Source organism: Paraburkholderia sp. CI2, assembly GCF_014201055.1.
GTDB lineage: Bacteria > Pseudomonadota > Gammaproteobacteria > Burkholderiales > Burkholderiaceae > Paraburkholderia > Paraburkholderia tuberum.
The window spans coordinates 43,899-65,167 of record NZ_JACHDL010000030.1; the positions used below are offsets into that span (position 1 = coordinate 43,899).

General features: G+C 65.2%; 20 protein-coding genes. 15 read left to right on the top strand and 5 right to left on the bottom strand.

The window, feature by feature from the left end; all coding sequences use genetic code 11:
* The first annotated feature begins 23 nt into the window (after window positions 1-23).
* The 6 genes from HDG32_RS30665 (at window position 24) to HDG32_RS30690 (ending at window position 7,761) form a co-directional block, all read left to right on the top strand.
* Window positions 24-287: a hypothetical protein gene (locus HDG32_RS30665; RefSeq protein WP_184037925.1), complete on the top strand. Its 264-nt coding sequence runs from the start codon at window positions 24-26 to the stop codon at window positions 285-287.
* Window positions 288-829: 542 nt separating this feature from the next.
* Complete coding sequence (locus HDG32_RS30670) at window positions 830-1,033, top strand: hypothetical protein (RefSeq protein WP_090808221.1); 204 nt, start codon at window positions 830-832, stop codon at window positions 1,031-1,033.
* 144 nt (window positions 1,034-1,177) lie between these two features.
* The gene (locus tag HDG32_RS30675) at window positions 1,178-2,377 is read left to right on the top strand and encodes a serine hydrolase (protein WP_184073085.1); all 1,200 of its coding nucleotides are present in this window, start codon (window positions 1,178-1,180) and stop codon (window positions 2,375-2,377) included.
* A gap of 124 nt (window positions 2,378-2,501) precedes the next feature.
* A complete protein-coding gene (locus HDG32_RS30680) occupies window positions 2,502-2,801 on the top strand; it encodes an H-NS family nucleoid-associated regulatory protein (RefSeq protein ID WP_018424077.1) in 300 nt (99 codons plus the stop codon).
* A gap of 751 nt (window positions 2,802-3,552) precedes the next feature.
* The gene (locus HDG32_RS30685; RefSeq protein ID WP_184073087.1) at window positions 3,553-5,154 is read left to right on the top strand and encodes a peptide chain release factor 3; all 1,602 of its coding nucleotides are present in this window, start codon (window positions 3,553-3,555) and stop codon (window positions 5,152-5,154) included.
* A 171-nt stretch (window positions 5,155-5,325) separates the two neighbouring features.
* Entirely contained in the window at window positions 5,326-7,761 is a 2,436-nt protein-coding gene (locus HDG32_RS30690) for a GNAT family N-acetyltransferase (protein ID WP_184073089.1), read from the top strand.
* 43 nt (window positions 7,762-7,804) lie between these two features.
* Here HDG32_RS30690 and HDG32_RS30695 read toward each other — a convergent pair whose 3' ends face one another.
* Both HDG32_RS30695 and HDG32_RS30700 read right to left on the bottom strand, forming a co-directional pair.
* On the bottom strand, window positions 7,805-8,350 hold the full coding sequence (locus HDG32_RS30695) for a hypothetical protein (RefSeq protein ID WP_184004394.1): 546 nt from the start codon (window positions 8,348-8,350) through the stop codon (window positions 7,805-7,807).
* A gap of 102 nt (window positions 8,351-8,452) precedes the next feature.
* On the bottom strand, window positions 8,453-9,238 hold the full coding sequence (locus tag HDG32_RS30700; RefSeq protein ID WP_184073091.1) for an IclR family transcriptional regulator: 786 nt from the start codon (window positions 9,236-9,238) through the stop codon (window positions 8,453-8,455).
* A 260-nt stretch (window positions 9,239-9,498) separates the two neighbouring features.
* On the opposite strand from HDG32_RS30700, the gene HDG32_RS30705 reads away from it, so the two are divergent.
* The 4 genes from HDG32_RS30705 to HDG32_RS30720 are packed head-to-tail and all read left to right on the top strand — an operon-like array spanning window position 9,499 to window position 13,055.
* Window positions 9,499-10,539 carry an aldo/keto reductase gene (locus HDG32_RS30705; RefSeq protein ID WP_184073093.1) on the top strand — a complete coding sequence of 347 codons (1,041 nt, stop codon included), beginning with the start codon at window positions 9,499-9,501 and terminating at the stop codon, window positions 10,537-10,539.
* A gap of 7 nt (window positions 10,540-10,546) precedes the next feature.
* Window positions 10,547-11,377 carry an amidohydrolase gene (locus tag HDG32_RS30710; RefSeq protein WP_184073095.1) on the top strand — a complete coding sequence of 277 codons (831 nt, stop codon included), beginning with the start codon at window positions 10,547-10,549 and terminating at the stop codon, window positions 11,375-11,377.
* Window positions 11,378-11,410: 33 nt separating this feature from the next.
* Window positions 11,411-12,154 carry an SDR family oxidoreductase gene (locus tag HDG32_RS30715; RefSeq protein WP_018424084.1) on the top strand — a complete coding sequence of 248 codons (744 nt, stop codon included), beginning with the start codon at window positions 11,411-11,413 and terminating at the stop codon, window positions 12,152-12,154.
* A gap of 52 nt (window positions 12,155-12,206) precedes the next feature.
* The gene (locus tag HDG32_RS30720) at window positions 12,207-13,055 is read left to right on the top strand and encodes an ureidoglycolate lyase (protein ID WP_184073097.1); all 849 of its coding nucleotides are present in this window, start codon (window positions 12,207-12,209) and stop codon (window positions 13,053-13,055) included.
* An 87-nt stretch (window positions 13,056-13,142) separates the two neighbouring features.
* Here HDG32_RS30720 and HDG32_RS30725 read toward each other — a convergent pair whose 3' ends face one another.
* The gene (locus HDG32_RS30725; protein ID WP_184037950.1) at window positions 13,143-13,577 is read right to left on the bottom strand and encodes a PaaI family thioesterase; all 435 of its coding nucleotides are present in this window, start codon (window positions 13,575-13,577) and stop codon (window positions 13,143-13,145) included.
* A 282-nt stretch (window positions 13,578-13,859) separates the two neighbouring features.
* Between HDG32_RS30725 and HDG32_RS30730 the strand changes: the two genes are divergently transcribed.
* Window positions 13,860-15,482 (top strand): methyl-accepting chemotaxis protein, encoded by a 1,623-nt coding sequence (locus HDG32_RS30730; protein WP_184073099.1) that lies wholly within the window; start codon window positions 13,860-13,862, stop codon window positions 15,480-15,482.
* Window positions 15,483-15,615: 133 nt separating this feature from the next.
* Here HDG32_RS30730 and HDG32_RS30735 read toward each other — a convergent pair whose 3' ends face one another.
* Both HDG32_RS30735 and HDG32_RS30740 read right to left on the bottom strand, forming a co-directional pair.
* Window positions 15,616-15,819 (bottom strand): cold-shock protein, encoded by a 204-nt coding sequence (locus HDG32_RS30735; protein WP_018424088.1) that lies wholly within the window; start codon window positions 15,817-15,819, stop codon window positions 15,616-15,618.
* A gap of 302 nt (window positions 15,820-16,121) precedes the next feature.
* Window positions 16,122-17,255, bottom strand: coding sequence for an AGE family epimerase/isomerase (locus HDG32_RS30740; protein WP_184073101.1), 1,134 nt, complete (start codon window positions 17,253-17,255; stop codon window positions 16,122-16,124).
* 374 nt (window positions 17,256-17,629) lie between these two features.
* Here HDG32_RS30740 and HDG32_RS30745 point away from each other — a divergent pair, with 374 nt between their 5' ends.
* The 4 genes from HDG32_RS30745 (at window position 17,630) to HDG32_RS30760 (ending at window position 21,213) form a co-directional block, all read left to right on the top strand.
* Entirely contained in the window at window positions 17,630-19,000 is a 1,371-nt protein-coding gene (locus tag HDG32_RS30745; RefSeq protein ID WP_184073103.1) for a hypothetical protein, read from the top strand.
* Between the two features lie 162 nt (window positions 19,001-19,162).
* The gene (locus tag HDG32_RS30750) at window positions 19,163-19,321 is read left to right on the top strand and encodes a hypothetical protein (protein WP_184073105.1); all 159 of its coding nucleotides are present in this window, start codon (window positions 19,163-19,165) and stop codon (window positions 19,319-19,321) included.
* 497 nt (window positions 19,322-19,818) lie between these two features.
* Complete coding sequence (locus HDG32_RS30755; protein WP_184073136.1) at window positions 19,819-20,124, top strand: hypothetical protein; 306 nt, start codon at window positions 19,819-19,821, stop codon at window positions 20,122-20,124.
* Between the two features lie 213 nt (window positions 20,125-20,337).
* Window positions 20,338-21,213 carry a 3-hydroxyacyl-CoA dehydrogenase family protein gene (locus HDG32_RS30760; RefSeq protein ID WP_260336653.1) on the top strand — a complete coding sequence of 292 codons (876 nt, stop codon included), beginning with the start codon at window positions 20,338-20,340 and terminating at the stop codon, window positions 21,211-21,213.
* Window positions 21,214-21,269: the final 56 nt, after the last annotated feature.

The window sequence follows — 21,269 nt, forward strand, 5'->3', positions numbered from 1 at the left end:
AACAAGACGTGACCGGGGTCTCCATGAAATGCCATTCCTTCTTCGCGCGCCGCTCGCGCGGCATACTGGCCGTCGCCGCGATCGTCGCGCTTGGCGGTTGCAGCAGCAGCGCGCCGCTGTTCCTGCCGGACGGCCGTGCGACCACGCTCGTGCAATGCCCGGTCGGTTCCGACTTGTGCTCGCAACAGGCGGCCGCCAGTTGCAATGGCGCGTTCGACGTCGTGCGCCAGTCGAGCGAGGGCGGTACGTTGAGCCTGATCTACGCCTGCCGCGCGACCGCGAAGTAAGTACCTGATTGATGCCGTGCCGGTGCAATGCCGGCGCGCGCGGCTGGCCGATCCGCTGGCGGCCTTCGGTTTTTTTCACCTGTTCGCAGTTATTCCCTGGCAATTCCCGATACGCTCGCTGACCACGCTCGTGTCATTCCGGTTACCACATGGCCGTCATAAATTCATGCGCCTAATGTGTGTCCGATAAGCGGTTTGCATGCGAATTGGATAAGTAAGCCGCATGCGGCATTTTTACAACGTTGAGTCACCGCGCACCGATTATCCTTTGCGCCCGGACCATGATTTATCTTTACCCTCGGGACGTGGAACGCAGTCAGTGCGGCAGGCAACGGAACGTGAAATTTGACGGCAGTATTCTTTTTTAAACCGTTGGGATTTAACCCGGCGAGCAGAAATTGCCGGTTTTTTCCGACGTAGAAGAAGTTCAGGAAGTTTTTTCCGCTGCTGGCGGGCATTACCTTGGGCCGCGCGGGCCAACGCGGCTTCATGCTTTCGATTTTTTTGCTTCAACACTAATTCAATAGAATCCGGGGAAAGCAATGAATCATCAGCAACTCGAAAAAGACATCGAGCATCTCGAGCAGATAATTTCCCATATTTCCGCAGAAGACCGTATTCCTTTGTCTTACTGGCGTAACCGCCTTCAGCACGTTTCCGGCGCGGTTCTCGTGCCGGCGCAGGCAACCCGCGTCAAACGCCTCGATGCCGCGCTTTGCGCATTGGAAAAACGGCAGAAAGCCTGAGGGTCGTCATTGTGTCCGCCAATCGGGTTCGGCAATTAGGAAAGCCGTCGTGTGCGCTTTCGCCGGACAGGGTTTATCTTTCGGTTTGATCGCCCAAAGCGACCTGGGCGCGCGCACGTTTTCTTTGACCGACACAGGATGTACATGCAGATAGCAGGACTTGCCGCGACCCGCCTCGCGACGCTGACCAACGCGATGCAGGGCTACGTGGAGCGGGGCGAAGTGGCGGGGGTGGTGTCGCTCGTATGGCGGCGCGGCGAAATCGGCTACTTCGAACCGGCAGGCCTACGCGACGAAGCCGCGCAATTGCCGATGGAGCGCGACACGCTGTTTCGCATCGCGTCAATGACGAAGCCGGTGACGAGCGCCGCGATCATGATGCTGATCGAGGAAGACCGCCTCGCGCTCGATGCGCCCATCTCGCGGTGGCTGCCCGAGCTTGCCGCGCCGCGCGTGCTGCGTGACCCGACCGGCCCGCTCGACCAGACCGATCCGGTACGCGCGCCGATTACGGTGCTCGACCTGCTCACGCATCGCGCGGGCTTCGCGTATCACTTCACGGCGACGGGTCCGCTTGGCAAAGCCTACGCAGCCGCGTTCAGCGGCTTCGAGGCGAGCGGCGGCAACAGCGCGTGGCTCGCGCGCATCGCCGCGTTGCCGCTGATGTTCCAGCCCGGCTCGCGCTGGCACTACGGCGTGGCGACCGACGTGCTCGGCGTGCTGATAGAACGCGTGAGCGGCATGACTCTTGGGGAGTTTTTCCGCACGCGCATTTTCGCGCCTCTCGGCATGCGCGACACCGCGTTCTGGGTGCCCGACGCACAGCTTGCGCGCCTCGCCACCGCGTACAACATCGATCCCGGCACGCGGCGTCGTGTGGTTGAGGATCATGCGGCGGCGAGCCGCTGGGCCAATCCACGACGCTTTCAGAGCGGCGGCGGCGGGTTGGTCTCGACCGCCGAGGATTATCTGCGATTCGCGCAACTGCTGCTCGGGCGCGGCCGCGTCGGCGACACGCGGCTGCTGTCGCATCGCTCGGTCGACTTGATGCGCAGCAATTTCCTGAGCCGCGACCAGCGCCGCCTGCCTGCCTTCGGTCACGTGATCTGGGCGGGGCAAGGCTTCGGCCTCGGCCTGTCGATCGTCGATGATCCGGCGCAGCAATTGCCGCTCGGCTACCGCTCGCTCGGCTCGTTCGGTTGGCCCGGCGCGTACGGCACGAGCTGGTTCGCCGATCCGGTCGAGAACATGATCGGCCTGATGCTGATCCAGCGCCGCTCGATCGACCCCTTCCCGATGGCCATCGACTTCGAACGCCGCATCTACGATGCGATCGACGATTGAGCGCAGCCGCCGCGCATGCGCTCGGCCGCGCGATTCACTATCCTGTGATTTATTCGTCTGATAGTGTCCGCCAACCATTCATCGCGATTCATCGCAGTGCGTCCAACCGAGGGGGAACAACGGCATGGCCTCTTACAAACAGCTGACTGCGCAACTCGAAAAACTCCACAAGGAAGTCGCAGCCGCGCGCGAAAAAGAAGTTTCGCAAGCTATCGCCGATATCAAGCAGAAGATTGCCGAATACGACCTGACCGCCGAAGAACTCGGCTTGACGAGCGCCTCGCCGAAGCCGCGCCGCAAGTCGTCGACGACGTCGGTCGCCAAGTACCGCAATCCGAAGACCGGCGAAACCTGGAGCGGCCGTGGGCGCTCGCCGGCCTGGCTCGTCGGCAAAAATCGCGAGCGGTTTCTGATCGAAGGTTGAGCTTCGTCGTGGGCGCCGACGCGTCCGTGTTCTCTGAAGTGATGTGTGGTTTGATCCGTTCCGCACCGTTGCAAAGGTCCCGAAAACGCTCACCTTTGCGTGACGCCCGAACGTACACGGCGATATTTACCGATGCATTCGAATCTCGCGGGATGCTTCGGTGAGCCAGGCTTTGTCGCGCGACGCACCTCCCCGGGTGCGAATCGCCATCGTGCCGCACCGCCCCGCGCCGCTCGCCGCAAACCCGCGACAGCCTTTGCTGGCGGGCGTTTCCAGGCGTCGAGCCGGAACCCGTTCATAGCGGTGCGAAGCTTTATCGCCGTTTTCCCGCGCATCGGGTTGGTGGCGCCCGCGACCTGGCAGGTGCGTGCACGCGCTTCGCGATCCTCACCTTTGACCGCAAATCGATATTCGCCGCCGCAAGTCCCGAAAACGCTCACCTTTGCCACAAGCATGCGCGGCGCGCCGACCCTCGCGCCGTCGCCCCGTCCGGCGCCGGGGCCCTTTCCCCCGGCCGTCGCGCCAGACGTGTATCATTCGCACCTTGCGCCGTTTTGCGCCAGCGATTCCCGCATTGTCGAACGCTGGGTCGTGACCCGTTCGCCACCGTTTTCGGACGCGGCGCGAGCGCCGGCCGATCCGGGCCCGCGCCCGATTCTCGCAGCTCGACGCCGCCGCGCCACGCGCGGCATACCGGCCGCCCACGGCCGCCGGGAACCGCCTGAACCCCTTTCCGTGACCGCCAGACCCGATGTCAGTCTCCGAACTCAAACGCCGCCGCACGTTCGCGGTCATTTCCCACCCGGACGCGGGTAAAACCACGCTCACCGAAAAACTGCTGCTGTTCTCGGGCGCGATCCAGATCGCCGGTACCGTGAAGGGCCGCAAGAGCAACCGCTACGCGACGTCCGACTGGATGGAAATCGAAAAGCAACGCGGCATTTCGGTCGCGAGCTCGGTGATGCAGTTCGAGTACGGCGATTGCGTGATCAACCTGCTCGACACGCCGGGCCACGAAGACTTCTCCGAGGACACCTATCGTGTGCTGACCGCGGTCGACGCCGCCGTGATGGTGATCGACGGCGCGAACGGCGTCGAAGCGCAGACGCTGAAGCTGCTGGAAGTCTGCCGCAGCCGCAAGACGCCGATCGTCACGTTCATCAACAAGCTCGACCGCGAAGTGCGCGAGCCGCTCGAACTGCTCGACGAGATCGAGCAGCACCTCGGCGTGGCGGCGGTGCCTTTCACATGGCCGATAGGCATGGGCAAGGATTTCCAGGGCGTCTACGATGTCCAGCGCGATCAGGTGCGCGTGTTCCGCGCCGGTCAGGACACGGCCGGCGGCGCGGTCGAAACGCTGCAGGCGCTGAGCAACGAGGAAGGCGAGCGTCGTTTCGGCCACGCGTGGGTGCGTGCGAAGGAAGAAATCGATCTGATCACCGGCGCGACGCCCGAGTTCGACCGTGAGCAGTTCCTCGCCGGCCAGCAGTCGCCGGTGCTGTTCGGTTCGGCGATCAACAACTTCGGCGTGAAGGAGATTCTCGACGCGCTGGTCGACCTCGCGCCGCCGCCGTCGATGCGCATGACCGTACAGCGTCCGGTGCAGCCGGAAGAGTCGAAGTTCACCGGCGTCGTGTTCAAGGTGCAGGCGAACATGGACCTCGCTCACCGCGACCGCGTCGCGTTCATCCGCGTGTGCTCGGGACGTTTCGAGCGCGGCATGGCGGTGAAGGTCACGCGCTCGAACAAGACGTTCCGCGCAAACAACGTGGTCACGTTCCTGTCGCAGCGTCGCGAGACGGTGAGCGAGGCGTATCCGGGCGACATCATCGGTATTCCGAACCATGGCACGCTGAGTCTCGGCGATACGCTGACCGAAGGCGAGCAGCTGCAGTTCGTCGGCCTGCCGTTCTTCGCGCCGGAAATTTTTCAGACCGTCGAAGTGGTCGATCCGATGCGCGCGAAGCAGCTCGGCGAAGCGCTGAAGCAGCTCGGCGAGGAAGGCGCGATCCAGGTGTTCCGTCCCGAAGCCAGCGGTCTGATGATTCTCGGCGCGGTCGGGCAGCTGCAGTTCGAAGTGGTGTCGCACCGTCTGTCGACGGAATACAAGGTCGACGTGCGCATGGCGCCGGCGCGTTACCGGCTGTCGCGCTGGGTGACCTGCGACGATGCGGCGGAGCTGCGCCGCTTCACCGACTCGTACTCGGCGCGAATCGCGCTCGATGCGTCCGATGCGCCGACCTATCTGGCCTCGCACGTATCGGAGATCGAAGTCGCGCAGAAGGCGTGGCCGAAGATCGTGTTCAACGAGTTGCGCGAGCACTCGGGGGCGCCGTTCAGAAAGGCGATGTAAAACCGCGAGTCCGCTGGTTTCGAAGCAAAAAAGCCGCGTCGTTCGACGCGGCTTTTTACTTTTCCGCCGCAACAACGTCCCGCGCCAGCGCGCGACTTCGCCTATGCTGACGGAACCACCCGCCTCGCCGCGAAGCCGGCTCCAATTCCTGTCCAACCGCATGGAGCGCCCGTGACCGTTCGCAACCTCGACGCCTTGTTTCGCCCGAAATCCGTCGCCGTGATCGGCGCGTCCGAGCGGCCGGGCAGCACCGGCGCGATGGTCTGGGCGCGTGTGCTGGAAGGCGGCTTCGACGGCCCGCTGTGGCCGGTCAATCCGAAGCACGCGACGCTCGGCGTCCACCCGGTGATTCCCGACGTCGGCGATCTGCCGCAGGCGCCCACCGTCGCGGTGATCTGCACGCCGCCCGCGACGTGGCCCTCGCTGATCCATAAGCTCGGTGGCATGGGCACGCGCGCCGTCATCATCGTCGGCGAGGTGCGCAGCGATGAAGACCGGCTCGAGCTGCGGCACGCGCTGTCGGCGGCGCGGCCGCATCTGTTGCGCATCGTCGGACCCGGCAGTCTCGGCGTGGTGTCGCCGGCGCTCGGCGCGCATCTGGGCGCGCCGTCGTGCACGGTCAAGGCGGGCGGCGTCGCGTGGGTGTCGCAGTCGAATGCGCTGACCAATGCAGTGCTCGGCTGGGCACGAGCGCGCGGGCTCGGTTTTTCGCACGCGGTGGCGCTCGGAGCGGAGGCCGACGTCGATGCCGGCGACGTGCTCGATTACCTCGCGAGCGACCCCGGCACCCGCGCGATCCTGCTCGAACTCGACAGCGTGCGGGCGGCGCGCAAGTTCATGTCGGCCGCGCGCGCGGCGGCGCGCAACAAGCCGGTGCTCGCGCTGCGCTCCGGCCGCGACGATCCCGCCGACGGTCTCTACACAGCGGCGTTCCGGCGCGCGGGCCTCGTGCGCGTCGACGCGCTCGACGATCTGCTCGACGAAATCGAAACGCTCGGCGTCGGCCGCGTGGCGGCGGGCGCCACCGCCACGCTGATCACTAGCGACCGCGGTCTCGCGACGCTCGCGCGCGACGCGTTCACCGCCGCCGGCGGCCTGCTCGCGCCGTGGCCGGCCGCGGCGTCGGACGCGCTGCGCGAGGCGCTGCCGCTCGCGGTCGGCGGCAATCCGCTGCTGCTCGGCGACGGCGCGCGTCCTGAGCACTTCGGCACCGCGCTGAAGCTGCTCGGCGAGTATCGCGAGACCGGCACCGCCGTCGTGGTGCACGCATCGACGCATGGCGCGCCCGTCGACGACGTCGCGCAGGCGCTGATCGAGCATCAGCGCTTTGCGTATCGCGGGCTGCTCGCGTGCTTTTTCGGCGGTGTCGATGCGATGAGGCGCGACGCGCTGCATGCGCAGGGCATCCCGGTGCACACGACGCCGCAGCGGCTCGCGCGCGCCTTCGCCCGTCTGGTCGATTACCGGCTGGGCCGCGAACTGCTGATGCAAACGCCGGAAGGCCTGCCTGCCCAGATTCCCGAGTCGATCGACGCCGCCCAGGCGCAGGCTCGCGAAGCGTTGGCGGCGGGCGCGAGCGTGCTTGCCGGGGCGGCGGCGGCGCGGTTTCTGTCGCGGTTCGGGTTGCGGGCGGAGGGTGCGCAAGGAGGGGGCGCCCACGCGTCGGGCGCCGATGCCGACGGCGCCGCAAAACCCATCGTCGACGTCGCCGTCGAACTGCACGACGACGACAACTTCGGCCCCGTGTTCCGCTTCGCCGCACCGCCGATCGACGGCGTTTCCAGTGGGTTGCACGTGTACGGCCTGCCGCCGCTCAATCCGATGCTCGCGCGCGATATCGTCACGCGTTCGCACTACGCGAGGCTGGTCGCGCCGGAGCCGACGCTCGCGGCGTTGACGGCGGTGTCGCAAGCGGTTTGCGACGTGCGCGAGATCGTCGGCCTGTCGTTGAAGCTCAGGGTCTACCGGGACCGCGTGACGGTGGTCGATCCCGTGTTGCGGCTCGGCGCGCAGCGCAGCCGTCTCGCGATCGTGCCGTATCCGCGGCGCTTCGAGGAAACGATCGACTGGCAGGGGATGCGTGTAACGGTGCGGCCGATTCGACCCGAAGACGAAAACGCGCATCGCGAGTTCGTGCAGGCGATGACGCCGGAAGATTTGCGGCTGCGTTTTTTCGCTTCAGTCGGCGCGTTCGACCACTCTCAACTCGCGCGCATGACGCAGATCGACTACGACCGGGAAATGGCGCTGATCGCGACGGTCGACAACGAAGACGGCGTCGCGCAGACGCTCGGCGTGGTGCGTGCGGTGGCCGATCCCGACAACGAGACGGCCGAATTCGCGGTGACCGTGCGCTCGGATCAGAAAGGGCGGCGCCTCGGCCAGTTGCTGATGCAGCGGATCATCGCGTACGCGCGGGCGCGCGGCACGCACTGGCTGATCGGTGAAGCGTTGCGCGAGAACACCGCGATGATCGCGCTCGCGAAGGCCAGCGGCTTCACGATCACGCGGACCGATGACCCCGGTGTGGTCGGCTTCCGGATGGCGCTCGACGAAACGGCGGGGGCGGACCCGAAGTCCGCCGCGCAGAACCAGCCGGCGCGTTGAGCGGCTGACGTCGCGAGGCCGCTCAACGCATGGCTTCACCGCCTCACGCCGCCAGCTTCTGTGCCGCCTCATCGACCTGCGCGCGCGTGACCGACAGCTCGTCGAGCCATGCCTGCGCATACACGGCGCCGGTTTCGCGTTCGAGCCGCGCGATCGTCGCGGCGCAGCGGTTCGCGTCCTTCAGCGTCGAAATGAACGCTTTCACCGACTCACCGCCCTTGAACGCGTCGAACAGCGGCACGCGAATTTCGTCGGGCAGCGCACGGGTGGTCCATTGGTACGGCTTGCCGTTGAACGTCAGCGACGGCGGCAGCACGCGCTCCTTGCGCGCGGCCGGAATCAGGCCGTAGGTGCGCGCCGCTTCGCCGATCTGCTCGGGCGAAAACAGCTCGTCGGGCGTGATGTGGAACTGCTGGATGAAGGTCTCGATGCTTTGCATCGCGGCGGCGCGGTCGTCGCGGCGCTTCTGCGCGTGGGCGACGATGTCGCGCAGTTCGTCGGCTTCTTCGGCGGTGATCGTGAAGCTCGACTGCTTCTGCTGGAGTTCGGAAAAACGCTGGAATTCGGAATCGGTCAGAAGTTTGGCCATTGCTCAATCGATGCGCGCGCATGAGCCCGTCATGCGGCGTTATTTTGGAAGGGCCGCCATTCTAAACCATGTGCGCGTGCGCGCCGCCGCGCAACTTACCGATCACGCCGCCTGCTCGCGGAACATCGACAGCGCCTGCACCGTGTCGCGCAGCAGCGTGGTGGCCGCTTCGAGCGTCGGCGCGACGTATTCGTCGATCCGCCGCAGATACGGGCAGGTCAGCACCGCGATCGCCTGTCCCGACGGCGCGAGTATCGGGAACGTCACGTCGGTGACGCCGAAGGTCTGCTGGCTGTCCTTCTGCCAGAAGCCCGCCGCGCGGACGCGCTCGCAGGCCTCCTCCAGCGCGTCGCGATCGAGCGTCACTTCGCCCTTCACCTTCGTGTGCTCCGCCAGCATCTGCTGGCGCTGCTCGACGCTCTGGAACGCGAGCATCACGCGCCCCGAACCGGTGTCGATCAGGCCGACCCGCGAACCGAGCCGCACTGACATGCCCCATGTGCCCGGTCCGTCGACTTGCGCGATCACCAGCAGGTTGCCGCGGTCGTAGACGACGAGGTGGCAAGACTGCTCGGCCGCGTCGGCGAAACGCTGCATCAGCGGCAGCGCTTCTGCGATCAGCCGGTTCATTGGCGGATGACGGTGCGCGAGCGCGAACAGCTTCAGGCTCAGCGAGTAGCGGTCGCCAGCCGCCGAGCGCACCACGTATTGGCGCGCGACGAGGCGTTCGAGCATCCGGTACATCTCGCTCGCGTTGCGGCCCAGCTGCCGCGTAATTTCGGCGCGCGTGAGTCCTTCCTTCTGCGCGGACAGTAGCTCGAGAATGTCGAGGCCTTTATCCAGCGCGGGGGCGCGATAGCGGTCGTCGTCCTTGTCTTCGGCGTCCATCGTGAGGGTCCGAGAATTCCGTGTGGAGTTTTTATTATCTGGTGTGCGCGGGCGAGTGCGTAGCATTTCGCGAACTGGAGGGCCTATGTCCAGGGAAAACCCAGGCATCCGCGCCGCGTAGTTTTCTTGACTTGGAAAAATTCGAATATGAATAATACGTTCATTGGTGAATGAATGCACTTCCCAAGCGGTGCGCGGAGTGTGACCGCCGCACCCTCGCCGCCGCATGGTAAAAAGACCACAAATCTGGAGACACGCTCATGTCGGCATCGATCGGATCGAAAATCGGGCAGCGGCGCCGTATCGGCCGCGGCTCGTTGCAGGTGAGCGGACTGGGGCTCGGCACGGCGCCGCTCGGCGGCCTGTACCGCGACCTGTCCGACGAGGAGGCCCAAGCGACGATCGCCGCCGCCTGGGACGCGGGTGTGCGCTACTTCGACACCGCGCCGCACTACGGCAACACCAAGGCCGAGCATCGGCTCGGCGCCGCGCTGCGCCACTATCCGCGCGGCGAGTATGTGCTGTCGACCAAGGTCGGCCGCCGCTTCGTGCCGCGCACGTCGCCATTCGACGACCGCGAAGGCTGGCAGAATCCGCTGCCGTTCGAAGCGATCTACGACTACACGCACGACGGCATTCTGCGTTCGTTCGAGGACAGCCAGCAGCGCCTCGGCATCATCGATATCGACGTCCTGCTCGTGCATGACATCGGTCGCGTCACGCACGGCGACCAGCATCCGCACTACTGGCGGCAACTGACCGAAGGGGGCGGCTTCCGTGCGCTCGAGCGCCTGCGCTCGACGGGCGCAATCAAGGCGCTCGGCCTCGGCGTCAACGAGGGCGCGGTGATCCTCGACGCGATGGCCGAGTGCGATATCGATTGCGCGTTGCTCGCGGGCCGCTATACGCTGCTCGAGCAGACCACCCTCGACGACCTGCTGCCCGCCTGCGAGGCGCGCGGCGTCAGCATCCTGCTCGGCGGCGCGTTCAATTCGGGCATTCTGGCGCGGGGCGTCGAAGGCGATCTGAAGTTCAATTACGGCGCCGCGCCGCCCGAGGTGATCGAGCGCGTCGCGCGTCTGGAGGCGGTATGCCGCGCGCATGACGTGCCGCTCGCCGCCGCCGCGTTGCAGTTTCCGTATGCGCACCCGGCGGTCGCCACCGTGCTGACCGGCGCGCTTAGCGCCGACGAATTGCGCGAGAACGTCGCGTCGTTCGAGCTGCCGATCCCCGCGGCCTTGTGGTCCGCATTGCGCGACGCGGGCCTGCTCGACCCCCGTGCGCCCGCGCCCGAGGACTGACCCGACCATGCCGATCGACGCTCACCAGCACTACTGGGACCCCGCGCGGGGTGACTACGAGTGGCTGACGCCGGAGCTGAAAATCCTCTACCGGCCGTTCGGGCCTGATGATCTGAAGCCGTTGCGCGAACAGGCCGGCATCGAGCGGACCGTGGTCGTGCAGGCCGCGCCGACGCTCGACGAAACCCGCTACCTGCTCGACATCGCCCGTCACGAGCCGTCGATCGCGGGCGTGGTCGGCTGGGTGCCGCTGTTGTTGCCGAACGCGCCCGATCTGATCGAGGTGCTCGCGCGCGAGCCGAAGTTCAAGGGCGTGCGGCCGATGCTTCAGGATCTGCCCGACGACGGCTGGATCGCGAACCCCGATCTCGCGCCGGCGATCGAAGCGCTGATCGCGCACGATCTCGCGTTCGATGCGCTGATCTACGCGCGTCACGTGCAATACGTCGAGATCTTCGCGCAGCGTTTTCCGGCGCTGCGCATGGTGGTCGATCATGGCGCGAAGCCGCCGATCCGCTACGGCCAGGCGGGCTACCCGGTATGGCGCGACGCGATCACGCGGCTCGCCGCGCTGCCGCAGGTGCATTGCAAGCTGTCGGGTCTCGCGACCGAGGCCTCGCCCGGCTGGACCGAGGACACGCTGCGGCCCTACGTCGAGCATCTGCTGAACACGTTCGGTCCCGCGCGGCTGATGTGGGGCAGCGACTGGCCGGTGCTCGAACTGAACGGCGACTATCTGCTGTGGCATTCGGTGGCGACCACGCTCGTCGCGTCGTTGAGCGACGCCGAGCGCGACGCCGTGTTCGGCGAGAACGCTGCCGCGTTTTATCGGCTTTGATTTCGTTGGCAGCCCATTCAACTGGAGTCGTAGATGACACAAAGACTGGCCGGCAAAACGGCCCTGATCACCGCGGCGGGACAAGGTATCGGTCTCGCCACCGCTGAACTGTTCGCGCGCGAAGGCGCGCGCGTGATCGCCACCGATATCCGCATCGACGGACTCGCCGGCAAGCCGGTCGAGGCGCGCAAGCTCGACGTGCTCGATGGCGCGGCGATCAAGGCGCTCGCCGCGGAAGTCGGCACGATCGACGTCCTGTTCAACTGCGCGGGCTTCGTACACTCGGGCAATATCCTCGAATGCAGCGAGGAGGACTGGGATTTCGCGTTCGACCTCAACGCGAAGGCCATGTACCGTATGATTCGCGCGTTCTTGCCGGCCATGCTGGAGAAGGGCGGCGGCTCGATCATCAACATGTCATCGGCGGCGTCGAGCGTGAAGGGCGTGCCGAATCGCTTCGCGTACGGCGCGTCGAAGGCCGCGGTGGTCGGGCTGACGAAGTCCGTCGCGGCGGATTTCGTCACGCGTGGTGTACGCTGTAACGCGATTTGCCCGGGCACGGTGTCCTCGCCATCGCTCGAACAGCGAATCGCCGCGCAGGCTCAGGCACAGGGCGCGTCGCTCGATGCGGTGCAGGCCGCCTTCGTCGCGCGTCAGCCGATGGGCCGCATCGGCAAGCCGGAGGAGATCGCCGCGCTCGCGCTGTATCTCGCGTCCGACGAGTCGTCGTTCACGACGGGCCAACTCCATGTAATCGACGGCGGATGGTCGAACTGATTCTGATTGACTGACGAACCGGACACTACTGAACGTAAAGGGAAGTGCAACGATGAAACTGCTTCGTTATGGGCCGAAAGGCCAGGAAAAGCCGGGCCTGCTCGACGCGCAAGGCAAGATTCGCGATTTGTCGAAGGTGGTGGGCGATATCGACGGCGCTGGGCTCGGCGATGAAAGTCTCGCGAAACTGCGCGCGCTCGATCCGGCAACGCTCCCGGTCGTCGAAGGTAATCCGCGCGTTGGACCGTGCGTCGGCAAGATCGGCAAGTTCGTCTGCATCGGCCTGAACTATGCGGATCATGCGGCGGAATCGAATCTGCCGGTACCGGCGGAACCGGTCATCTTCAACAAGTGGACGAGCGCGATCAGCGGCCCGAACGACGACATCGAAATCCCGCGCGGTTCGAAGAAGACCGACTGGGAAGTGGAACTCGGCGTCGTGATCGGCAAGGCGGCGAAGTATGTCGACGAAGCGAACGCGCTCGAGCATGTGGCCGGCTACTGCGTCATCAACGACGTGTCGGAGCGCGAATGGCAGATCGAGCGCGGCGGCACGTGGGACAAGGGCAAGGGCTTCGACACGTTCGGCCCGATCGGCCCGTGGGTCGTCACGCGCGACGAAGTCGCCGATCCCCAGAACCTGGGCTTGTGGCTCGAAGTGGACGGCCATCGCTACCAGAACGGCAGCACGAAGACGATGATCTTCAGTGTCGCGAAGCTGGTGTCGTATGTGTCGCAGTGCATGAGCCTGCAGCCGGGCGACGTTATCTCGACCGGCACGCCGCCGGGCGTCGGTATGGGCGTGAAGCCGAACCCGGTGTTTCTGAAGCCGGGGCAGACCGTGCGTCTGGGTATCGAAGGGCTGGGCGAGCAGACGCAGAAGACTTACGCGGCGGAGTAACGCGCTTTCTCTTTCCGTCATATCGCTGTGAAATGAAAGGCCGTTCCTGTTTCGCGCAGGAGCGGCTTTTTTCATGGCGTCCCGGCTTTAAGCCCCCGCCTCCTGCTCCCCGTCCTCTCCAATCCGATTCACAGTGCCCTGCGCGACCGCCACCAGCTTCTCGCGGTTCCCCTCCATCACGAACACGCTGCACTGGCAGGTCGCCTGATGCCTGCCCGCATAGACCACGCTGGCGCGCGCGATCAGCGTGCCCTTCACTGCCGGGCGCAGATAATTGATCTTGTACTCACCTGTCACGACTCTCGGACCCAGCGACAGCGCGCCAGCGAACGTCAACGCATTGTCGGCGAGATAGCTGATGACGCCGCCATGCACGAAGCCATGCTGCTGCCGCAGTTCATCTCGAATCGGCAGACATAGGGTGAGCTCGTCGCTGCCGGCGTGCATCAACTCCGCGCCTAGCAGCATGCTGAACGGCTGGGCGTGCAGTGCGCCGCGCGCCCGGTCGAGTAGGTCGGTCATCGTGGTTCCTTCGTGCAGGGGTCTGGGTAGTGCATCGGTGCAACAAACATCCGCGCGGCGTGCGTCACGCGGTCCCTACCCACTCTAGGAAGTGCCGCTGCGCTGCGCAAGGTGATTCCGCGGGACCAGCGGCGCATTGTTGCGCAAAACAACCGCAATCGCGACGATCGACGATGAAACCTGCACGTAGAGCGCTTTTTGCGGGAATTGGCCTCAAGCCGCCAATCGGCCTGCCGTTAACCCTGGTGTACCTCCGTTATCCTTTGTTCCCAGGTGTCCACGATGTTCAGCAAGATCAAGGTCGCATCCGGCCTGCTAGGTGTTCTGGCCGCGTTCTGCGTCTTCCAGCTCGTCACGGTAGGGTTGGGCTTCTGGTCACTGACGCGCACGCACGACGACGTCGGCGATCTGTCGAACATCGCGCTGAAGCAGGTCGACGCGGTCAACCAGACGACGCAGCGCCTGATGGACGCGCGCATCAACCTGTCGCGTGCCGGCACGCGCATGGTGCGCGGGGGCACCGAGCCCACGGACATCGTGCAGCACGCTCGCGAACAGCTCGCCGCCGCCGATCAGTCTTTCGCGGCCTTCATGAGCGCGCAGAAGACCAGCGACGAAAACAGCGCGCGCGCCGCCGCGCTCGCCGAACGCTACAAGACGCTGCATGGCGCGCTCGCGGAGCTCGCGCAATATCTCGACTCGAACAACATCCAGGCCTTCCTCGATCAGCCGACGCAGTCGTTTCAGGACGCTTATCTCGCGGAAGTGCACAACTTTGGGCAATTCGGCGACGCCGCGAGCCGCGCGTCGCTCGATTCGATCGATGCGCGCGTGGCGGCGTTTCGCATCGTCAGCGTGGTGATTTTGCTCGTACTCGTCGCCGGCACGCTCGCCGTCTATACGGCGCTGCGCCGCGGCGTCGTGGCACCGCTCGAGGAAGCGGGCCGCCACTTCGAGCGCATCGCCCAAGGCCGTCTCGATCAACCGATCGCCGCACGCGGCAGCAACGAAATCGGCCGTCTGTTCTCGGGCCTCGCGACGATGCAGGCAAGCGTCGCACGCACCGTCAAGAGCGTGCGCGAATCGGCCGACTCAATCCATCTTGGCGCCAACGAGATCGCGACCGGCAACGCCGATCTGTCGGCGCGCACCGAAAACCAGGCGGCATCGCTCGAGGAAACGGCATCGAGCATGGAGGAACTCACAGCGACTGTGCGCCAGAACGCCGATCATGCGCGCGAAGCCAATGCGCTCGCCGAGACCGCGCTTGACGCGACGTCGCGCGGCAGCGAAGTCGTCAATCAGGTGGTCGACAAGATGCGCGGCATCGCGCAGAGCTCGGACAAGATCGCCGAGATCATCTCGGTGATCGACGGCATCGCGTTCCAAACCAACATCCTTGCGCTGAATGCCGCCGTCGAGGCGGCGCGCGCGGGCGAGCAGGGCCGCGGCTTCGCGGTCGTGGCCGGCGAAGTGCGCGGCCTCGCGCAACGCAGCGCGCAGTCGGCGAAGGAAATCAAGACGCTGATCAGCGAATCGGTCGCGGAGATTCAGGACGGCTCGACGCTCGTCGAGCGCGCCGGCGAAGCGATGAGTCATGTGTCGGCGTCGATCTCGCGCGTCACGCAGATGATGGCCGAAATCAGCGCGTCGTCACTCGAGCAGAGCACCGGCATCGAGCAGGTGAATCAGGCGGTCGTGCAGATGGACGAGATGACGCAGCAGAACGCGGCGCTCGTCGAGCAGGCCGCGGCGGCGGCGGCTTCGCTGCATCAGCAAACCGAGCAATTGAAACAGGCCGTTTCCGTGTTCGAAATTTCTGAAAGTGTGTTGCGTACGCAACAGCGCGGAGCAATGTCCGTCGCAAATGCTGAATTCGCATTAACCGGAATGCATGCGCTTTAAAGCGGCGAACGCTTGAAAACGACGCAGAAATAGAAAATGGCCCGCGTAAAGCGAGCCATTTTGCATTAGACGCAAGCGCCTGTAGAGGCGCCTATCGTGACGTCCAAGTCTGTCTCAAAGTACCCGAAGGAACTTAGACCGGCTGGATGTTTGCAGCCTGCTTGCCCTTCGGGCCTTGCTTGACTTCGAACGACACTTTCTGGTTTTCCTGCAAGGACTTGAAGCCCGAAGACTGGATTTCCGAGAAGTGTGCAAACAGGTCTTCGCCGCCGTCGTCCGGGGTGATGAAGCCAAAGCCCTTTGCATCGTTAAACCACTTAACAGTACCTGTTGCCATTTTTGATCCAAATAAATGTTGTGTATTGCATCGCGACCGCAATCGCTCCAATGCGAGAGCGAGCGCGAGGGAAGAGTTGTATCACGTCTTTATGACAGACGCCAATCAACCTGCATCCGGGTATTCCCCGGTTTTGATGTTTTTTCGCGCTTTGAGAACGTCTGAGGAGAACTTTTTTGCGCCAGGGTTTACCAGCGACATAAAATTTCTGCCGCGACCCGGCGGCGGACATTCCTCCGTGCATGCCGCACTTTATTGAGACGATCAAGCATCGAACTTCATTTATCACTGGCCAAATTCGGCTAAGTTCGCGCTCGAAATTCGGCGTCCACAGGCAGCGTCGCGTAGGCGGTGGCCAGATGATAAGGCGTCGTTGACGGCATGTCCGTACGTGCAACTTCGCCGCTCGATGTCTTGCATTCGAACCAGCCGTGTTCATGCAAAAAGCATCGCTGAAAACGTGCGATCTGTTGCGGCAGCGCCGCGCGCACGGCCGGATCGTCGTGACTGGCGAGCGCGCGCAGATATTCCGTCTGCGCCCAGATCCGCTGGGTCGCGTCGCTGACCTTGCCAGCCTCGTCGAGCGATGCGCACACGCCGCCGTTGTCCGGGTCCACGCCATGCTGCTGCGCGAAGGTGAAGGCGCGCGCCAGCGCGTCGGTTAGCCCCGTGCCGTCGAGCAGCGCGCCCGCCTGCCTGACCAGCCAGTACCACTCGAACTGATGTCCCGGCTCCAGACGGTTGCCGCTCGCGCCGATCGGCAATTCGGCGATACAGCCGCTCGGCGCATGCACGAAGTGTCGCGCGACCGCGCCAGTGAGGCGGCGCAACGCGGCGCCGAAGACGTTGTCGCGCGTCGCCTCGCAGGCGGCGAGCCACGCTTCGGTCAGGTGCATCAGCGGATTCTGCAACGGCGTGGCGGTGACCTTCGAAAAGTCGACATTGAGCGCGGCGTTGAACAGGTCGCCGTCGGCCGCGAAGTTCGACTGGATCAGCGCGGTCGTGCTGTGCACGAGCTTCAGCGCGTCGAGGTTGTCGGAGCGCCGCGCGTATTCCGCGCACGCGAACACGACGAACGCGTGCGTGTAGAGGTCCTTGGTCGTATCGAGCGGCAGGCCGAGCGCGTCGACGCTGTAGAACCATCCGCCGTGGTCGGCGTCGCGAAAGGTGCGGGTCAGCGAATCGAACAGCACGCGCGCGTGTTCCATGTCGCCCGCTTGTGCAAATGTGAACAGCTGCCGCGCGCATGCCATCGCCCGATAGCGTTGCGCGGGCAGCGGCTCGCCTCCGGTGGCGTCGAGCGCTTCGTAGGGCAGCTGCAACGCGTGATTGAAGCCGGGCCCGCGCCACATCGGCAGCACCAGGTTCGCGAAGTGCTCGCGCAGCGCGGTCGCGGCGGTGGTCGTCGAAGCAGGGGGAGGGGGCGTGCTTGGCATCGTCGGTTGGTTCGGGCGCGCAACGCGCGCAGTGTGTCGAGGCAGCGTTCAGGGCGGCGTTTCAGGATTCCGCTCGCCGAGACTGCTGCGGTGTGCGGCCTAGCATAAAGCAAACGCCTCGCGCTGACAGCTTGGGTCAAGCATCCGAAATGCTCGACGCTGCGCTCGCCTTCGGCAATGGCACGGCGTGCGGAAATTCCAGGGCGACGACGCGAGGTCGTGAAAGGCGCGAGTCGCGCGAAAGGGCGCAAATCGACGGGGAATGGCTTCGGCACGGGCGGAGCGCCATGCGACAATGCTGGCTCTAAATATTCCAATGGCAATGACAAGCGGCATCCGGCGCCCCGTTCCTGGCGACGACCGCTTTTTCCTCTATGGCAGATTCCGCAGCATCCCAGCAGTCCATGCCCCCGCGCGTCGCTTCGAAGAAGCAGCGCCAGGGCGCCGTCTCCACCGAAACCGAAAACAAGCTGGCGCGCGCGGCGCGCTCGGCGCAACGCCTCGCGCAACTGAGCGGCGTCGCGCGCGACGACAGCACGCTCGACCTGTTCCCCGACGATCCGACCCGCGCGACGCTCGAGGCGATGAACATCGACGTCCGCCAAGGCACGCTGCACGGCTTCGAACTGCCGGACGTGGTGCTGCAGGCGGTCGGCGTATTCGATGAACACGGGTCGCTCGACAAAACTGCGCGCCGCGCACCGCGTGCGGCGAAGCTGGATGCGCCGATGCCGGTGAACGGGCAGTTGAGCGGGTTTGACGCCGAGCCGGTGATGGCGGTTGCGGATGCGTCTGCAAACAAGCCCGCTAACGAGCCCGCGAACGGCGCCCCCGACGGCTCAGCGCCGAACGCCGCAGCAAACACCGACGACAAGCCCGCGGCAACGTCGCGTGAGCCATCCGCGCCGCTCAGCTCGGCGATGGCCGCCGCGACCGTCGCGCGCAGCGTGACCGCGTTGCGCCAGGCGGCCGAAGCGGAGTCGGCTGCGACGGCGGGCGCGGGCAAGCCGCAGCAGCGTTTCGCCGCGACGTTCGCGAAAGCCGCGACGGCATCGCGCGATGCCGCAGCGGCTACCGCCCCGGCTTCGCTTGCAACGTCCGCTGCGAGCGACGGCAGTAGCATGAGCCAGTGCGCCGACGAGCCCGCGACGCGTACGCAATCCGCCTCGCCAGAGGCCGTGACCACGAAACAGGACGACAAGCTCTCCGCCACCGCGCTGTTGACGACACCCCGGTCCTCGTCCGCAGACAACCACGCCGGATTCGCCACTTCCTCGCGTGACGCGCGCCGCACCGACGCGGCCGCCGCCGCGCTACGCTCGGAGCCGGAACTCGACCGCGCGCGTGCCACCGCGTTCGCCGATACGGTCGATGCGCTTTATGGCGTGATCGCCGATCAACGCCGCGCCGCGACCGATCATTCGCGGCGCGTGAAATGGATGCTGTCGATCGTGGTCGGTGCGCTGCTGGTGACAGTGGCGATCGGCATCGCGCAGACGCTGCTGCTAATGCGCCTCACGCGCGAGACGACGGCGCAGCAACACCGCATCGAACAGATGATGCAGAACCAGCAAGCGGCGATGGTGAGCCTGCTCGACGCGCATGCGGCGACAGCGAACGCCGCGTCGGCGCCCGCCGCCACGACCCCCACCGCAGCGCCCCCCGCCGCGCCCCTACAGCCCAGCGCGACGCCGACGCGCGCGAGGCACGCTCGCGCTTCGCACCGGCGGCCGCCGAGTCACTAAATCGGGGACGTTGTCGCGATGCAACGCCTCCCGGCCCAATGACATCGCGGCAACCCGCAGCAGCGAAAATTTGCTGCATTGCACTAGCTTTTCCCTAGGGAAAACCCCTATAATCGCGACTAAGGGAAAACCCTAGCAATGCAGTCACTACCGGGAGTCGCCATGAGCTACATCTTTGCACTGTTCCAAAAGGTCAGCGACCTCTTTGCGTCGCCCCATCTGCCGCTGGATTCGGACTACTCGTACGCAGCGCGTGCCCGTGAAGCAGCGCGTCTGCGCCGCGCGCAGGCCACGCTGTTCGGCATCAAGCTGACGGACTAAAAACCAGCCGCACCTCCCGAGCGCGCGACAACGCGCCCGGGCGCGCACCTCGAGTGCGCTTCTCATTGAGCCACTATTCGCGAAATGCGGATCGTGGCTTTTTGTTTTTCGGGGCTCTCTTGTCGCGATGCACCATTGCGCGACGAGCCAGACGTATCAGCGCCAGGCCTCCGGTGTCTGTCCGACTCCTTGCGAATTATTTCGGGGCCGAAATGAATGTAACCAGCTTTCACGCTGATTCAGCGAGTCGAATGAAAGCATTGCCCGTAAACCTTTGTTGAATGAAGCGCGAAAGCGACACCGCGCTTCCATCATCGGGCCCCACCTATGAAATGCTCGCTTACAAGTGCTAACGTCTTCACGCGATCCGGGCCGCTAAAGTGAGTCTCAAGCGTACGGCGTCTGGTTCGGCTCACAAGCGAAGCGAACGAAGCGAATCGCACGATCCGAGCAAACACGGACGCTGGCCTGGAATAAAACTTTGACGGGAGGTCATGATGAAAAACTTTGGCAAGGCATCGCGCTCGCTGATCGCAACGCTGCTCGCGGGCGGCGCACTCGTCGCGGCTGGTAGCGCATTCGCGCAAGAACGCGTGATCGTCGAACACGGTCCGGCACCTGTCGTGTACGGCCAACCGCATATGATGCCGGTGGGCGTGTCGATCAACATCGGCTGGCACGGCGATCGTTACTGGGACGGCCACCGCTACTGGGAGCACGACGAGTGGATGCGCCATCATCCGCGCGACTACGATCCGCACCACCGCGGCGACGATCACCGCACGCCGCCCCCGCGCTACTAAAGCGCGCCTGATGGCGTCGCAACAGGCGGCGTGAGTCCACGAAGCCGGTCTTCCCTCGAGGGGAAGGCCGGCTTCGTCGCATTTGGGCGTGCGAGTCAGACCGTGGTATTGCGCGTGCTGCGCTATGCTTCGGGGCTTTCATCGACGGCAGCGGGAGCGCGTGTGGACAAGACGACACAGGATGTAGCGATAGGGGTGGTGGGCACGGGACTGATGGGCGTCGGCATTGCGACGCAGGCCGCGTTGCATGGATACCGGACGATCGTTCACGACGTCGATCCGGCGCGACTCGCGAGCGTCGCGCCGAAAGCGCAAGCCGTGCTCGACGAACTGATCGATGCGGGCCGTATCGACGATGCTGCCAAACAGGCGGCGCTCGCGCGCATCGAAACCAATGCGCAACTCGATGCGATCGGGCAAGCGCGCTTCGTGATCGAGGCGATTCCCGAAGTGCTCGAACTCAAACACCGCCTCTACGCGACGCTGACCAGCCTGCTCGCCGATGATGCGATCCTCGCGAGCAACACCAGCGGCTTCCCGCCCGACCAGCTTGCCACCCCGCTGCGCGCGAAAGAACGCTTCGTGATCGCGCATTTCTGGAACCCGCCGCACATGATTCCGCTCGTCGAAGTCGTGCCGGGCACCGAGACCGCGCCCGAAGTCGTGCGGCAAACCGCCGGACTGATGAGCGCGATCGGCATGGAGCCGGTCGTGCTCGCGAAGGCGATTCCGGGCTTCGTCGGTAATCGGCTGCAGTTCGCGGTGCTGCGCGAGGCGTTGCACATCGTGCGTTCGGGGGCAGCGACGCCCGAGGTCGTCGATCGTGTGATGAAAGCTTCGCTGGGACGTCGCTGGGGCATCGTCGGACCATTCGAGGGCGCGGACATGGGCGGACTCGACACGTTCGTCGACATCGCGTCGCATCTGATGCCGCAACTCGCGAAAGACGAGGACGTGATCGATCTGCTGCGCGCGCAGGTCGACGCGGGGCGTGTCGGCGTGCGCAGCGGCGCGGGGTTTCATGACTGGGATGAAGCGCGCATCGCGCGGGTAAAGGAAGGGCGCAAGCGCGTGATCGGGCGCGGCTAGTGCGGTATAAATAGCCGTTCCGTGCCTGGTACTCCGCCGCTTTTCGCGCTAACTGC